This window comes from Caulobacter sp. GW821-FHT10A06 (assembly GCF_059415805.1).
Genome location: NZ_JBWKNY010000003.1, coordinates 735,975 through 750,898 on the forward strand (window position 1 = coordinate 735,975; position 14,924 = coordinate 750,898).

General features: G+C 68.2%; 15 protein-coding genes. 8 read left to right on the top strand and 7 right to left on the bottom strand.

The window, feature by feature from the left end; genetic code table 11:
* The first annotated feature begins 48 nt into the window (after positions 1-48).
* Positions 49-3,114: a TonB-dependent receptor domain-containing protein gene (locus AC07NF_RS11195; RefSeq protein WP_492814656.1), complete on the top strand. Its 3,066-nt coding sequence runs from the start codon at positions 49-51 to the stop codon at positions 3,112-3,114.
* 134 nt (positions 3,115-3,248) lie between these two features.
* Here the strand turns inward: AC07NF_RS11195 and AC07NF_RS11200 are convergent, their stop codons facing one another.
* The 3 genes from AC07NF_RS11200 to AC07NF_RS11210 all read right to left on the bottom strand — a co-directional run bounded on the left by AC07NF_RS11200 (position 3,249) and on the right by AC07NF_RS11210 (position 6,604).
* Positions 3,249-3,617 carry a response regulator gene (locus tag AC07NF_RS11200; RefSeq protein ID WP_492814658.1) on the bottom strand — a complete coding sequence of 123 codons (369 nt, stop codon included), beginning with the start codon at positions 3,615-3,617 and terminating at the stop codon, positions 3,249-3,251.
* A gap of 3 nt (positions 3,618-3,620) precedes the next feature.
* Positions 3,621-5,216, bottom strand: coding sequence for an HWE histidine kinase domain-containing protein (locus AC07NF_RS11205; RefSeq protein WP_494631744.1), 1,596 nt, complete (start codon positions 5,214-5,216; stop codon positions 3,621-3,623).
* A 101-nt stretch (positions 5,217-5,317) separates the two neighbouring features.
* Positions 5,318-6,604 (bottom strand): HlyC/CorC family transporter, encoded by a 1,287-nt coding sequence (locus tag AC07NF_RS11210; RefSeq protein WP_492814661.1) that lies wholly within the window; start codon positions 6,602-6,604, stop codon positions 5,318-5,320.
* A 135-nt stretch (positions 6,605-6,739) separates the two neighbouring features.
* Between AC07NF_RS11210 and AC07NF_RS11215 the strand changes: the two genes are divergently transcribed.
* On the top strand, positions 6,740-7,303 hold the full coding sequence (locus AC07NF_RS11215; protein WP_494631743.1) for a hypothetical protein: 564 nt from the start codon (positions 6,740-6,742) through the stop codon (positions 7,301-7,303).
* 12 nt (positions 7,304-7,315) lie between these two features.
* On the opposite strand, the gene AC07NF_RS11220 is transcribed toward AC07NF_RS11215, so the two are convergent.
* A complete protein-coding gene (locus AC07NF_RS11220) occupies positions 7,316-7,771 on the bottom strand; it encodes a MarR family winged helix-turn-helix transcriptional regulator (RefSeq protein WP_494631742.1) in 456 nt (151 codons plus the stop codon).
* Between the two features lie 153 nt (positions 7,772-7,924).
* Between AC07NF_RS11220 and AC07NF_RS11225 the strand changes: the two genes are divergently transcribed.
* Positions 7,925-8,485 carry a DUF308 domain-containing protein gene (locus AC07NF_RS11225; RefSeq protein WP_494631741.1) on the top strand — a complete coding sequence of 187 codons (561 nt, stop codon included), beginning with the start codon at positions 7,925-7,927 and terminating at the stop codon, positions 8,483-8,485.
* Positions 8,486-8,625: 140 nt separating this feature from the next.
* Here the strand turns inward: AC07NF_RS11225 and AC07NF_RS11230 are convergent, their stop codons facing one another.
* From AC07NF_RS11230 to AC07NF_RS11240, 3 genes are read right to left on the bottom strand one after another with little or no spacing between them, the layout of a single operon-like run.
* The gene (locus tag AC07NF_RS11230) at positions 8,626-9,069 is read right to left on the bottom strand and encodes a hypothetical protein (protein ID WP_494631740.1); all 444 of its coding nucleotides are present in this window, start codon (positions 9,067-9,069) and stop codon (positions 8,626-8,628) included.
* A gap of 9 nt (positions 9,070-9,078) precedes the next feature.
* Positions 9,079-10,191 carry a 3-dehydroquinate synthase gene (gene aroB / locus AC07NF_RS11235; protein WP_494631739.1) on the bottom strand — a complete coding sequence of 371 codons (1,113 nt, stop codon included), beginning with the start codon at positions 10,189-10,191 and terminating at the stop codon, positions 9,079-9,081.
* Between the two features lie 10 nt (positions 10,192-10,201).
* Positions 10,202-10,768, bottom strand: coding sequence for a shikimate kinase (locus AC07NF_RS11240; RefSeq protein ID WP_494631738.1), 567 nt, complete (start codon positions 10,766-10,768; stop codon positions 10,202-10,204).
* A gap of 60 nt (positions 10,769-10,828) precedes the next feature.
* Between AC07NF_RS11240 and AC07NF_RS11245 the strand changes: the two genes are divergently transcribed.
* From AC07NF_RS11245 to AC07NF_RS11265, 5 genes are all read left to right on the top strand, one after another.
* Complete coding sequence (locus AC07NF_RS11245; RefSeq protein WP_494631737.1) at positions 10,829-12,304, top strand: hypothetical protein; 1,476 nt, start codon at positions 10,829-10,831, stop codon at positions 12,302-12,304.
* A complete protein-coding gene (locus AC07NF_RS11250) occupies positions 12,301-13,218 on the top strand; it encodes a site-specific tyrosine recombinase XerD (RefSeq protein WP_494631736.1) in 918 nt (305 codons plus the stop codon). Before AC07NF_RS11245 ends, AC07NF_RS11250 begins: the two co-directional genes overlap by 4 nt.
* Positions 13,219-13,227: 9 nt before the next feature.
* On the top strand, positions 13,228-13,449 hold the full coding sequence (locus AC07NF_RS11255) for an alkylphosphonate utilization protein (RefSeq protein ID WP_291871567.1): 222 nt from the start codon (positions 13,228-13,230) through the stop codon (positions 13,447-13,449).
* 61 nt (positions 13,450-13,510) lie between these two features.
* Positions 13,511-14,191, top strand: a complete 681-nt coding sequence (locus tag AC07NF_RS11260) for a hypothetical protein (protein ID WP_494631735.1) — start codon at positions 13,511-13,513, stop codon at positions 14,189-14,191.
* Positions 14,192-14,229: 38 nt separating this feature from the next.
* Positions 14,230-14,712, top strand: a complete 483-nt coding sequence (locus AC07NF_RS11265) for a hypothetical protein (RefSeq protein WP_494631734.1) — start codon at positions 14,230-14,232, stop codon at positions 14,710-14,712.
* Positions 14,713-14,924 lie beyond the last annotated feature (212 nt).

The window sequence follows — 14,924 nt, forward strand, 5'->3', positions numbered from 1 at the left end:
TGCGGGGCTCAGTGGGCCGCTTGTCCAATTCGGGGGTTTTTTCCTTACATGATCAGTCGTTCCCTCCTCCTCGGCACCAGCATGCTGATCGCGCTGGCCAGCGCGAGCACCGCTTTCGCTCAAGCCGAGCAAGCCAGCGCTCCGAAAGAGGATACCGCTGAACTCGAAGCCGTCGTCGTCACCGGTTCGCGCATCCGCCGTCCGGACCTCGTCTCGGCGCAACCGATCCAGGTGCTGAGCTCGGAGTCGATCGACTCGAAGGGCTACACCAACGTCGCCGACGCCCTGAACGACATGCCGTCGGCCGGCGTCCCGATCAATCCGATCGGCGACCAAGGCTCGTTCGGCACGGGTCGTAACTACATCAACCTGTTCAACCTGGGCACCAACCGCACCCTGACCCTGGTGAACGGCCGCCGCTTCGTCGGCAGCAACGTCGCTTCGCTGTTCTCGGGTTCGGGCGCTGGTGGTCAGGTCGACTTCAACGCCATCCCGACCGGTCTGATCGACCGCATCGAAACCATCCAGGCCGGCGGCGCAGCCGTCTACGGCTCGGACGCCATCGCCGGCGTCATCAACGTCATCACCAAGACCCACTACGAAGGCGTCGAAATCGACGGCCAGTACGGCGTCTCGGACCGTAACGACGCCGACGTCTATCGCGGCCGCATCACGGTCGGCCGTAACTTCATGGACGGCCGCCTGAACCTGTCGGGCAGCTACGAGTACAACGAAACCACCCAGCTGGGCTTCAACGATCGTCCGATCACCGCCCGTCAGCTGGCCTTCGTCGTCAACCCGGCCAACCGCACCACGACCGACGGCATCCCGGGCTCGATCATCGCCCTGAACCGCCGCATCCCGGAAGTGACCCTGGGCGGTCTGGCGTTCCGCAACAGCGGTTCGGCCCTGTCGAGCCTGCTGACCATCGCCGACCCGAGCAACCCGGGCCAGCGCATCACGGCCCAGTTCGGTCCGGGCGGCACGCTGATCCCGTACAACACCGGACAGTTCTGGAGCGCCAGCGTCGCCTCGGGCGGCGACGGCATGAACCTGGCCGATCTGTCGTCGCTGATCTCGCCGGTGAAGCGTCACGTCGCGACCTTCTTCGCGCGCTACGACGTCACCGACCACATCCGCTTCAACTCGGAACTGTTCTACAACCACCAGACGTCGGTCGAGCCGTACAACCAGCCGATCTACAACGCCCCGATCTTCGGCGGTAACTCGGCTTCGCTGGCCTTCTCGACGGCCAACCCCTTCCTGCCGGCCGCGACCCGCACCGCTCTGCTGGGTCAGCCGACCCCGCTGACGGCCGACACCGCCAACCCGGGCGAAGGCATCTTCTACCTGAGCCGCGCTTCGGCCGACCTGGGTAACAACAAGACCAGCACCGAAGGCGACCTGCTGCGCACGGTGTTCAACCTGGAAGGCGACTTCGAATTCGCCGACCGCAAGTTCTTCTGGAACGTCGCGGCCAACTTCGGCAAGTCGTGGGGCACCTTCTCCTCGCCGAACATCGACCAGGTGAAGTTCACCAACGCGATTGACGCGGTGCGTGACGGTACGGGCGCCATCGTCTGCCGTAGCGCCGCTGCTCGCGCCGCCGGCTGCGCCCCGCTGAACATGTTCGGTCTGGGCGCTCCGAGCGAAGCGGCCAAGAAGTACATCAGCGTCGATTTCGTCAGCGACTACGCCCTGATCCAAACGGGCTACGAAGCCAACTTCGGCGGTGACATCGTGAAGCTGCCGGCCGGTATGGTCAGCTTCAACGCCGGCTACGAGTACCGTAAGGAAAAGTCGCGCTTCACGCCGAACGACGCCCAGCGTCTGGGCGTGGGCCGTTCGGCCGCCATCTCGTCGCTGAGCGGTTCGTACGAGACCAAGGAAGCCTACATCGAAGGTCTGATCCCGATCTTCGGCGGTGACTTCTCGTTCCCGGGCATGCGTAGCCTGGAACTGGAAGGCGCGCGTCGTCGCGTGGACAACTCGCTGGCCGGCAAGAACGACGCCTGGAGCTATGGCGTTCGTTGGAAGCCGATCAACGACCTGCTGATCCGCGGCACCCGCTCGGGCTCGTTCCGCGCCCCGGCGATCACCGAGCTGTTCCTGCCGAACGCGGTCAGCTTCATGACCGCCACCGACCCCTGCGATGCTCGTAACATCAACTCGGGCCCGAACCCGGCGACCCGCGGCGCCAACTGCCGCGCCGACTTCGCCGCTCTGGGTCTGCCGTCGAACTTCAGCCTGACCTCGAACGTCCAGGCCGCGACCGTCCAAGGCACCACCTCGGGCAACCGCAGCCTGCGCAACGAACTGGCTGACGAATGGTCGGTGGGCTTCGTCTACCAGCCCTCGTTCATCAAGGGCCTGGCGATCAGCTTCGACTGGGTGAACGTCGACATCACCGACGCCATCGCCAACTTCACGCTCAGCTCGATCATGCAGGTCTGCTACGACTCGCCGAGCAAGCCGGCCGACGTTTGCTCGCGCTTCCGTCGTAACTCGACCGGCCAAGTCGTGACCGCCGACCAGACCACCGGTTACACCGGCCCGGCCACCGGCTTCGTCAACGCTGGCTACACCAACTTCCAGGGCGCCACCCTGGGCGTGGACTACAACTTCGAACTGACCGACATCCCGTTCCTGGCTAAGAGCGCCAACGGCGCCGACCTGGGCGGCTTCGGCTTCAACTTCGACCTGTTCCACGTCAACAAGCAGGAGACCTCGGTCACCGGCCTGGGCTTCGACCTGAACGACGACAAGGGCGAAATCGGTAACCCGGACGTCTCCTGGCGCCTGGACACCACCTACAAGCGCGGTCCGCTGGCCGTCACCCTGACGACCAGCTTCACGGGCAAGTCCTACTTCAACAAGGACTTCACCCCGGAAACCCGCGATCCGCTGTGGGTCAAGGACTACTACCTGAACGACCTGGCCATCTCGTACGACCTGACCGAACTGGTCGGTGGTCGTCTGGGTCTGGACCGCGTGAAGGCTCGCCTGAACGTCCGCAACCTGTTCGACGAAGAAGCGCCGTGGGGCACCACGGGCCTGGGCGTCTACGACGTCCTGGGTCGCTACTACCAAGTCGGCCTGAACGCCCGCTTCTAAGCGACGACGGCCGGGAGGTTCGCCTCCCGGCCGCTCTCGCCCCCGGGATTTTCTTGGGGAGCGGCTATTCAGCCAAAAAGAAGGGGCGGCTCCTCGCGGAGCCGCCCCTTTTTTGTCTTCGATCTGGAGACGTTCTAAGCGGTCTGGCTGACCAGGCTCTCCAGCACGCGGCGGAGATCCGCCTCGCGGAAGGGCTTCTGCAGCACCGTGGCGCCCTTGTGGTCCTCGGTCAGGCCCGCCTCGCCATAGCCGCTGGCGAAGGCGAAGGGCACGCCGCGCGCCTTCAGGGCGTCGGCCACCGGGAAGATCGGGCGACCGCCCAGATTGACGTCCAGCAGGGCCGCATCGATGTCGGCCGAGGTGGCCAGCTTCAGGGCTTCCTCGATCTCGGCGGCGGGGCCGACGATCGTGCAGCCGAGATCGGTCAGCATGTCCTCGACCAGCATCGAGACCAGGGCTTCGTCTTCGACGACCAAAACCTTGAGGGCGGAAAGTGCAGTCATGTGTCAGGGCTCCAGCGCGCGCAGGGGCAACGCCATTTGGCAGACGAGTCCCGTCGCATCATAGGTCAGCTCGACCCCGCCGGATAGCTCGGCCGCAAGGCCGCGCTCCAGAAGGCGGACGCCAAAGCCGCGACGGGCCGGTGGGGTGACGGGCGGGCCGCCGCTTTCGGTCCAGATCAGGCGGAGGACGCCGTCCTCCTGCGACCATTGCACGGCCACGCGGCCGTCCGGTGTCGAAAGGGCGCCGTACTTGACCGCATTGGTGGCCAGTTCGTGGATGCCCATGCCCAAGGCCACCGCGGCCTTGGGGTTCAGGCGCACGTCGCCGAGATAGTCGAAGGTCACGCGGTCCTCGCCGGCCATGGCGTGCAGCTCGACGTCGAACACTTCGCGCAGGCTGGCGCCGGCCCAGCTTTCGCGGGTCAGCAGGTCGTGGGTGTGGGACAGGGCGATCAGCCGGGTCTCGAAGGCGTCGCGGAAATATTCCGGCGCGGCCACCGAGCGCAGGGTCTGGGCGGCGATCGACTGCACCGTGGCCAGGCTGTTCTTCACGCGGTGATTCAGCTCGTTGACCAGCAGCTTCTGGCGCTCGTCCGAGCGCTTGCGCTCGGTAATGTCCAGCGAGACCCCGGCCAGGCGGCGCACGCCGCCGTCGTCGGCGGTCTGGGCCGCGCGGCCGCGAGCGTGCAGCCAGCGCAACTCGCCGGTCGGATGGATCACGCGGTACTCGACGTCGTACTCGGCCCCGTCGCGGATGGCGGTCTCGATGGCGCTGAGGATGCGCGGCCGGTCCTCGGGATGGATGGTGGCGATCAGGTCGGCGAAGGTGAAGGCCTCGTCCGGACGGCGGCCGTAATTGGCCTTGCACAGGTCCGAGGCCTCGTAGGCCTTGGTGGCCACGTCCAGGTCCCACGAGCCCATGCCGCCGCTGTCCAGGGCGAACTTCAGCCGCTCCTCGGCCTTGCGGCGATGGTCCAGCTCGGCCCGCGAGCCGGCGTTCAGCTTGATCGACTCGATGGTGGCGGCGACCTGGGCGCCCAGGCCGACCAGCAGGCTCTCGTCGCGCGGCGAGAAGCGGCCCGGCTCGGAATGGCCGAAGAACAGGCCGCCCAGCACCTCGCCCTGGCGGCTGGAGACCGGAATGGCCAGGTAGCTGCGCACCGGCAGGTGGCCCTCGGGCATGCCCTTGCGCGGCGCGTTGCGGCCGTAGCGCGGATCCTGGGTGATGTCGTCCGAGCGGACCACGCCCACCCCGTCGAAGGTCGGGGCGAAGATCTCGGTCTTGCGCGGCATGGGGAAGTTGGCGAAGGCCTCGGGCGGCGCGCCCGACAGCCGGTACAGGGTGTAGGACTCGCCCTCGGCGTCGACCAGATTGTAGAAGAAGGCTCCGAACTGGGCGCCGCTGATCTCGCGCGCTCCGTCGATCACCACCTGCACGCAGCTGTCGATGTCGAGGCTGGAGGCGACGGCCTCGCTGACCCGCGCCAGGGTGTCGGATTTGCGGATTTCATCGGCCAGCGCGCTATCCAGCCGGGCCAGACGCGTACGCAGAACGGCTTCGCCGTCCTCGCGAATGTCCGTCTCAGCCAACTTGACCAACGCGCCCCTCCACGCCGGACCGCCCCTGGTCCGTAAGGACACGAAACGCGTCCTTTCTCATCCGGTTCCCAAGGTGGAACCGGAAACTTGACCGTAGTGATTCAGAGTTCGCTGTCGTCGTCCAGAGGGGCGCTGATCCGCAGGGCGGTGATCTGGTTTCTCTGACGACGGAACACCTGGAAACGGTGGCGGTGGAAGATGAAGGTCTGGCCCGGTTCGGGGATCATCTGGGCCTCGTGGATGACCAGGCCGGCGATGGTCACCGCGTCGCCTTCGGGCAGGCGCCAGTCCATGGCCCGGTTCAGGTCGCGCACCGTGACGTGGCCGTCGACATTGACCGAGCCGTCGCCCTGGCGGCGCACGCCCTCCAGCGCGGTGTCGTGCTCGTCGTCGATCTCGCCGACGATCTCCTCCAGGATGTCCTCCAGCGTCACCAGGCCCTGCAGGGCGCCGTACTCGTCGACGACCAGGGCGAAGTGGCTCTTGCGCTTGAGGAAGGCGTTCAGCTGATCCTTGAGGTTGGTCGTATCGGGGATGAACCACGGCTCGCGGACGATGGCGGCGATGTCCAGGCCCTCGACGCCCGTCGGCGACTGGGCCAGGGCTTTCAGCAGGTCGCGGGCGTGCAGCACGCCGACGATGTTGTCGGGCTCGTCGCGATAGAGGGGCACGCGGGTGTGCTGGGCCTCCAGCACCTCGTCGACCAGCTCGCGGGCCGGCAGGTCGGCGTCCAGCAGCACCATCGACTTGCGGTGGACCATGATCTCCGAGACGTCCATGTCCGACAGGTCCAGCACCCCGCCCAGCATGCGCCGGTCGCCGCTTTCGACCAGGCCTTCGGAGTGGTGGTAGTCGACCGCGCCGCGGATCTCCTCGTGGGCGGCCAGCACGTCGACGGCCATGTCCAGCTTGACGCCGAACAGGCGCAGGGTGCGGCGCACGATCCACTGGATGGCGTAGATGATCGGGCCGAAGGCGCGGACGATGAACAGGGTCGGTCCCGACAGCGTGCGGGCCACGTCGTCCGAGCGGACGATGGCCACGGTCTTGGGCAGCACTTCGGCGAAGACCAGCACCAGCACGGTCATGACGGCGGTGGCGACGGCCACGCCCCACGGGCCGGGGATCAGGGTGGTCAGCACCTGGGTCGTCAGGGCCGAGGCCAGGATGTTGATCAGGTTGTTGCCCAACAACACCGCCCCGATCATCGTCTCCTGGTCGGACAGCAGCTTGTTGACCCGCCGCGCCGGCGCGTCGCCCTCGCGCTCCAGCTGGTGCATGCGGGCGCGGCTGGCCCCGGTCATCGACGTCTCGGCGGCCGAGAAGATCGCCGACAGGGTCAACAGAGCGATGACGACAGGCGCGAGGCCGAGCAGGGCGGTGAGCATGAGGGTGTTTTAGGCCAAGCCGGCGACGTCGGGGAGGGACAAAGACCGCGCCTCCAGGGCGCTCGCGTGCGCCGCGTTGGTCGCCGCAGAAAAATCAACTAGGGATCGAGCGCTGACCGAGCCGGGGGGAGGCCTATGGAATTTATCGTCGAAATGCTCGCGGGATTGGGCAAGTTCGTTTTCCGCCTGACGGTCGGCGCCGCGGGGCTCGTCGTCTTCGTCTACTTGGCCGTGACCCTGGTCAGGTTCCTTCGGGGGCCGCTGAGGCCGGGGGTGCTGAGGCATGGCGCCATCGTGGGGGTGCTGTCCGTCTTCGCCTGGGCTTTCCTCGCCATGGCGTTCGCCTGGAGCTGGATGGGGGTTCCCGGCTGGGAGGCGCGTGGACCCCGGGCCATCGTCTTCTACCTGCTGGTGGCCATGATTTCGTCCGGCGCGCTTTACTTCGCCAACCTGTCGCTCTGGAGGGTCGATTTCTCCGGCGATGAGATCGTGGAGCACCGCACCATCCTGCGGCGCAGGACGGTCAGGTGGCGCGACGTGGTGTCGTGGTCATTGGACGACCGGTCGGCCTGCCTCATGCTCAAGCTCAGGAGCGGGGGAGTATTCGACATCTTCTTTTCGGATGTCGAAGGCGCGCCCGCGCTGTTCGAGGCTCTGGAGGCGCGAGGCTTGTCGCGGGAAGAGCCGGCGACGCCGTAGGTCGCTCCTTGCTCAAGGCCTGGGCTGGTCGCTGACGAACCGCGCGACGGAGTCCCTGAACGCCTGGACGTCCTTGTTCAGCTGCACCAGTTGCGTGACGCTCATGCCGCCGGCGGCGAACAGGGTCTGGCCGAGGCACGTGCTTTTGGCCTGCATGTCGCGGCCGGCGTCGGTCAGGCTGACCACCACCTGGCGCTCGTCGGCGGGGTTGCGCACGCGGCCGACCAGGCCCGCGGCCTCCATGCGCTTGACCAGCGGCGTGACGTTGCTGGAGTCGAGGCCCAGCCGCTCGCCGATCGCGCCCACGCTGAGGCCGTCGTTTTCCCACAGGGCGCTCAGGACCAGGTACTGCGGATAGGTAATCTCCAGCGCGTCCAGCAGCGGCTTGTAGGCGCGGTTGATCGCCAGGCTGGCCCCGTACAGCGAGAAGCACAGCTGCTGGTCGAGGGTGGGGATGAAGTCGGACACGGCGGGTCTCCTGATCGTCGAGGGTTCTTACCGCGAAATTAGATGTCGTGACAAATAATGGCTGGACTCGGCCGGTGCGGCTCTGTAGAGCGGTTTCATATGTCGCGACATATAATGTCTCGGCATGGAAATTTCAGCTTCAGGGAGGCCGTCATGGCCCATGTCGAAGACGTTCAGCGCGACGGTCTCAAGCGCTATTATTTCCTGCGGGCCGGCGTGTCGGTCGCCTGGATCCTCGCCGCCGTGGCGGTGGGGACCAGCAACCCGCTGATCGGCGGCGTGCTGCTGGTGGCCTATCCGGCCTGGGACGCCCTGGCCAATGCGCTGGACGCCCGCTCCAACGGCGGTTTCGCGGTCAACCCGCCGCAGACCTTCAACCTGTTCGTCAGCCTGACGGTCGCTTTCGCCGTGTTGTTCGCCTTGCAGGCCGATCCGCGTCGGGTGCTGACCGTGTTCGGCGTCTGGGCGGCGTTCTCGGGGATCCTGCAGCTGGTGGCGGGCGTGCGCCGCTGGCGCTCGGTGGGCGGTCAGTGGCCGATGGTGCTGAGCGGGGCGCAGTCGGTGCTGGCGGGGGTGTTCATGATCGCCGGGTCGCTCAAGGCCGGCGGGCATCCGCCCGCGCCGGTGGAGATCGCGCCTTATGCCGGGTTCGGGGCGTTTTATTTCCTGGTGGCGGCGATCGCGCTGACGCTGAAGGGGCGCAAGCGGGCTTAGGTCTAATAGATCCTCCCCCGCGATGCGGGGGAGGTGTCGGCGGAGCCGACGGAGGGGGCAAGCTGGAGGTCGGCCGTGCTGGCCCCCTCCGACCCTCCGGGCCACCTCCCCCGCATCGCGGGGGAGGATCTACTCATGGGCTAGCCGGAGCACCAGCTGGCCAGCGGTGAAAACACCAGCGCCTTTTCGGCCTGATAGCGCTCCGCTCCGAAGCCCTCGAAATCCGCATACGGGATGAAGGCGCTGACGCTCTTTCCGGGGCTGACCTTGGCGACGTAGCAGCCGCCGATGCAGTAGCCGCCGTTCCAGTCTTCAAGCGGATAGCGGACCTCGCCGACCTTCAACGCGACATGGTCCCTGGCCCAGTCGATCTTGCCGATGGGGCCGGGCCACTGCTCCGGCAGCAGGCAGAGCTTGCGTTTGGAGCGTGACGTCAGGCTGACGTCGAAACGCTGGGCGGCGGCGTTGTCGTGGACGGTGACGACATAGTCCACGCCGGGAACCGGCGCCTCGGGCCGCCCCAGGACGGCGCATCCTCCGATCAGGGCGGCGACTGCGACGACCCCGATGACCGTCCGCGGCATAGCCGCCTCCTAGACCGCGCCTTCCTCGATCAGGAACGCCTTCAGCGCCTCGCGGTCCACATCTTTCGCTACGAACGCGTCGCCAATCCCGCGCACCAAGACAAAGGTCAACTTGCCGCCCTCGGCCTTCTTGTCCTGGCCGCAGTGGGCGACCAGGGCGTCGGCGTTGAAGGGCTCGGGACGGACATCCGCCATGGTGGTCGGCAGGCCGGCGGCCTTGATCGCGGCTTCGGCCCGGACCGCGTCCTGGCTGGGGCACAGGCCCTGGCGGACCGAGAAGCGGAACGCCAGGGCCATGCCCACGCCCACCGCCTCGCCGTGCTTCAACGCATCGCCAAAGCCCATCTCGGCCTCGATGGCGTGGCCGAAGGTGTGGCCGAGGTTCAGCAGCGCCCGGCGGCCGGCTTCCTTTTCGTCTTCCTCGACGATCTCGGCCTTCATTTCGACGCTGCGGCCGACGGCGTGGACCAGGGCGTCCACATCGCGCTCCAGCACGGCGTGGACGTTCTTTTCCAGCCACTCGAAGAAGGCGAAGTCGCCCAGCAGGCCGTACTTGATGATCTCGGCATAACCGCAGGCCAGCTCGCGGGCGGGCAGGGTGCACAGCACGTCCAGGTCGGCCAGGACGAGGCGCGGCTGGTGGAAGGCGCCGATCAGGTTCTTGCCGCGCGGGGTGTCGATGGCCGTCTTGCCGCCGACCGAGCTGTCGACCTGGGCCAGCAGGGTGGTCGGCACCTGCACGAAGTCGATGCCGCGCTTGTAGATCGCCGCCGCGAAGCCGGCGAGATCGCCGACGACGCCGCCGCCAAAGGCCACGATCTGGTCGCCGCGCTCCAGGCCGAGGGCCAGCAGGCGGTCGGACAGGTCCTGCAGACCTTCGAAGCTCTTGCTCTCCTCGCCCGGCGGGATGGTGATGACGTCGACCGCGACGCCGGCCTTTTCCAGCGACACGGCCAGGCGCTCGCCATGATGCTCGCCGACATTGCTGTCGGTGACGATGGCCACGCGCTTGCGCTTGCCCAGCACCGGCGCGATCCGTTCGCCGGCCTTGTCGATCAGGCCAGGACCGATGACCACGTCATAGGCGCGATCGCCCAGGCCCACGGGAACGGTGCGGATCATGGCGGTACTCCTACTCGGTGGGGGCCGGATGGGCGCGCAGCGCCGCCAGGATGGCCTCGACCGCCACCATGTGCGGCGTGTCGCCGGTCTGGACGTGCACCTGGGCCTCGGCATAGGCGGGGTTGCGGGTCTCGGCCAGCTGGGTCAGCACCTGGACCGGGTCCTTGCCCCGCACCAGCGGCCGGTTGTCCTTGCGCGAGACGCGGCGGGCCAGGAGCTCGACATCGGCCTTCAGCCAGACCGAGACGGCCTTTTCGTTGATCAGGGCGCGGGTCTCGGGATTGACGAAGGCCCCGCCGCCGGTGGCCAGCACGTGCGGCGGCTCGTCCAGCAGGCGGCCGATCACCCGGCGTTCGCCGTCGCGGAAGGCCGACTCGCCCAGCTCGGCGAAGATCTCGGAGATCGAGCGACCGGCGGCGGCCTCGACCTCGTTGTCGGCGTCACGGAACGGCAGGTCCAGCACCCCGGCCAGGCGGCGGCCGACGCTGGATTTCCCCACGCCCATCAGTCCCACCAGGACGATGGTCTTCTCGCGCAGCGCGGCGAGATCTTCAGCGGTGTGAGCGAGTTCGGTCATGATGCGGTCGCGGGTTTACACGAGGCTTGGCCAAACCGCCAAGTTTGCGAGAACTCCGTCATGCGTCATAACCGGTCCATGGTCCTTTCGATGCGTTCTCCGCAAGCGCTCGCGCTGCTCGTCGCCCTGGCTGCCGCCGGCCCCGTCGCCGCCCAGGAAGAGGTCAAGGTCACCAGCCTGGCCGCGCCCGACTACTTCTCGGCGCCCGCCGCCGACACCGGCCTGCCGGGTGACCTGTGGAAGGACGCCGCGCCCGACATCCTGCGCGACGTGATTCCCAAGCTGGGTGGGACGAAGCCGCTGTCGCCGGCCTTCGCCAGCCTGGCCAAGCGCCTGCTGTCGACCGGGGCCAACGGCCCGGCCGGGGTGGGCGACAATGTCGAGATGGGCGCCCAGCGGGCCCTGGCCCTGATCGCTCTGGGCGAGGCCAAGGGCGCCAACACCATCCTGGACCGCGCGACCGGCGCGCCGGGCAGCGCGGCGCTGTCGATGGCCACGGCCGAGGCGGCCCTGATCGCCGGCGACGACGACAAGGCCTGCCGCACCCAGGACGCCCTGACCGTCGATCGCGGCGGCGCCTACTGGCTGCGGCTGCGGGCCTTCTGCCAGCTGAAGGCTGGCCAGAACGATCCCGCCCAGCTGACCTTCCAGTTGGCCCAGAACGCCACGAAAGACGCCGACTACGCCCGCCTGATGGGCGCGGCCCTGAGCGGCACGGCGCCAGGCGCGGCCAACCTGAAGAACGGCGTGAACTACGCCCTGTCGCGCCGCCTGAACCTGGACATCCAGTCGGCCGCCGCCATCGTCTCGGCCTCGCCGGCGCTGAAGCCCCTGATCAAGACCAGCGGCGACATCTCGGGCGTGTCGTCCGGCGCCGACCTGACCGCGCAGGAGGCCTCGAACCTGGCCTTCCTGCGCCAGGCCAAGACCCTGCCGGCCTTCATCGACGCCGCCCGCGCCGCATCGGCCTCGATCGCCGCCCTGGCGGCGGCGGGTGGACCGTTGCAGGACCCAGTGCTGATGGCCCGCGCGGCTCTGGCGGCCGGCGACGTCGCCAGCGCCCAGGCCATCCGTAGCCGTCTGACCGGCGACACCATCCCCGGCGCGACCGCCGCCGACCTCGCCACGCTGGACGCCCTGATCGCCGCCGCCTCCGGCAAGGTCGACAACCAGGTGCTGGGCAATCTGATCTCGCGCGGCGTCTCCGGCGGTGCGAAGGCGCAGGCCGCCGCCGTGCTGCTGTCCAGCCTGGGCGGCAGCCTCGACCCCGACGACCGCGCCCAGTTCGCCGGCTTCGACCTCGCCAAGTCCGTCGCCTCGCCGGCGCGGATGCAGGTGCTGGAGGACGCCGGCGCGGCCAAGCGCAAGGGCGAGGCGGGCCTGCTGGCCCTGTCGATCGCCGTCGACAGCGGCGCGACCGGCCCGATCCCCGCCGACCGCGCCCGCATCGCCCGCGCCCTGAACCATGCCGGCCTCTCCGCCGACGGCCGCGCCATCGTCGTCGAGGGGTTGCTGGGCCTGGCCTTCGTGAAATGAGCACGAAAGGCGCGGGCTGGGTCGACGCCTTCCTCGAGATGATGGCCGTCGAGCGCGCGGCCGCCCGCAACACCTTGACCGCCTATGGCAAGGACCTGGACGACGCCCGGACCTTCCTGGCCGGCAAGGGTTGCGACCTGGACGACGCCGATGCCGAGGTGATCGAGGCCTATTTCCAGGACCTCGCCGCGCGTGGCCTGTCGCCGGCCACCGCCGCCCGCCGCCGCTCGGCCGTGCGCCAGTTCTACCGCTTCGTGCTGGGCGAGACCTGGCGCGCCGACGACCCCTCCCGCCGCGTCGCCGCCCCCAAGGCTGGCCGTCCGCTGCCCAAGGTGCTGGAGCGCGAGGAGATCGAGCGTCTGCTGGCCGCCGCGATCCAGAAGGACGGCGCGCAAGGCCTGCGCCTCTCCTGCATGATCGAGCTGATCTACGCCTCGGGCCTGCGGATCTCCGAGCTCTTGGCCCTGCCGCTGACCGCCCTGGCCCGCGATCCGGCCTATCTGATCGTCAAGGGCAAGGGCGGCAAGGAGCGGCTGGCGCCCCTGAACGACGCCGCCCGCACGGCGGTGAAGGCCTATCTGACCGAGCGTCCGTCATTCCTGCCGAAGGGCGCCAAGGACAGCCCGTGGCTCTTCCCCTCGCGCGGCGCGACCGGCCGCCTGACCGCTCGCCGCGTCGGCCAGCTGCTGGAAGACGCCGCCATCGCCGCCGGGGTCGACCGCGAGAAGGTCAGCCCGCACGTCCTGCGCCACGCCTTCGCCACCCACCTTCTGGAAGGCGGCGCCGACTTAAGGGTCATCCAGACCTTGCTTGGTCACGCTGACATTGCGACCACCCAGATCTACACCCACGTGGCCGGCGAGCACTTGCAGCACGTCGTCCAGACCAAGCATCCGCTTGGCAGAAAGCGCTAGAGAAGACCGATGAGCGAAGAAACCCGCGACTCCAACGGAACCCTGCTGGCCGACGGCGACACCGTCACCCTGATCAAGGACCTGAAGGTCAAGGGCTCGGGCGGCGTGACCCTCAAGCGCGGCACGGTCGTGAAGAAGATCCGCCTGACCGGCGACCCCGACGAGATCGAGGCCAATGTCGACAAGGTGAAGGGCCTGGTTCTGCGCACCGAGTTCGTGAAGAAGGCCTAGCTTAACCTGACTGGACTAGTCTGCCCCACGATCAGGCCAGAAGGCCGGTGGGGCAGAAGCCATGATGACGGCGGCGGGGCAGGCGGGACCGATGGTCCTGGCGACCTATGGCAAGGCGATGGGCGTGACGCCCGTGGCGGCGAAGGACGAGCCGGTGGCCAAGAGCCCCGAGGCCGAGGCGCTGGATCGCCTGAAGGCCAGCCAGCGCAACGATCGCCGCAACGCCATCGGCGACGCCAAGGGCCGGGCCCGCGAGAAGCTGCAGAAGCTGATGGAAAAGCTGAAGCTGCTCAAGAAGCTGTACGCCAACGACCCCAAGATGATGGCCAAGACCCTGGCCGCCGCGGCCAAGGAGCTGCAGGGCGCGGTGAAGGACTACGCCAAGGCCGCCAAAGACAGCGGCGAGATGTTCAAGGCCGACTTCGCCGCCGCGCCGGACGCCTCGCTCACGCCCGACCAGCAGCTGTCGGCCCGCAAGGACCTGGAGGACCAGGCCAAGGCCGAGGCCAGCGGCGACATGGACTTCATCAAGAGCGTGCGCAGCATCGCCAACGCCCTGAAGGACGACCTGACCACGGCCAAGACCAAGGGCATCCTGACCCAGCCGGGCAAGTTCGAGCGCTCGGACGAGGTCAAGGCGGCCGAGGAGAACCTCAAGGACCTCGAGACGATGACCGAGGACCTGGACCAGCAGATCCGTCGCGACATGCCGCCGGGCAGCCTGATGAAGCTGGAAGCCTAGGCGAAGCTGATCTACCTTGGGTGGATTGGAGGCAGCCCATGCTGGACCTGATCTGTGACGCCGCGCCGTTCTGCGTCGCCCGCGACTACGCCCCGGCGGCCGAGACCACCGGCATGTTCCGCAAGGTGGATACGGCCGGCCAGCCGATCCGCGCCGATGAGCAGGCGGTCAAGCGCCTGGGCGTGCGGATCCTGGTCGTGTCCAACGACTTCCTCAACACCGTCCCCGCCAAGGCCTTGCGCCAGACCTGCGCGGAGGGCGCCTGCGTCGTCTTCCGGATGTCGTGCGACGACCTGACCTGCACGTGGCACGCCGCGCTGGCGACGACAGGGCCGGTCTATCTGCGAGAGATCCGCCTGGCCGCGACCAGCGCCGAGGGCCTGACCCGGGCGAAGGCCAAGGTCTTCGTGTCCGCCGGCGGGCATGCGATCAGCCTGGCGCAACTGGACCGCAGCGAGCCGGCGCCGGCGGGCGACTACACCGCGCCGGTCATGGCCGAGGACCAGGCCTCGCGGCGCTAGCGGCATGTCGCCGGATCGGCGGCGACATGCCGCCCGCCTCGCAAGACGGGATCGAGCCGGAGCGGAGACGTCGTACGGGCTACGACGCCTCCGTCCTTTATGCGCCCCACCGCGCGAGCCCTTCGAAGGCCGCCGTTGCTCACCGGCCTTTCGACACAGTCTAGTTGCCGACAGAAGGCGCTCGGAGCAATGTCCGGGGTGTCGCAAGATGT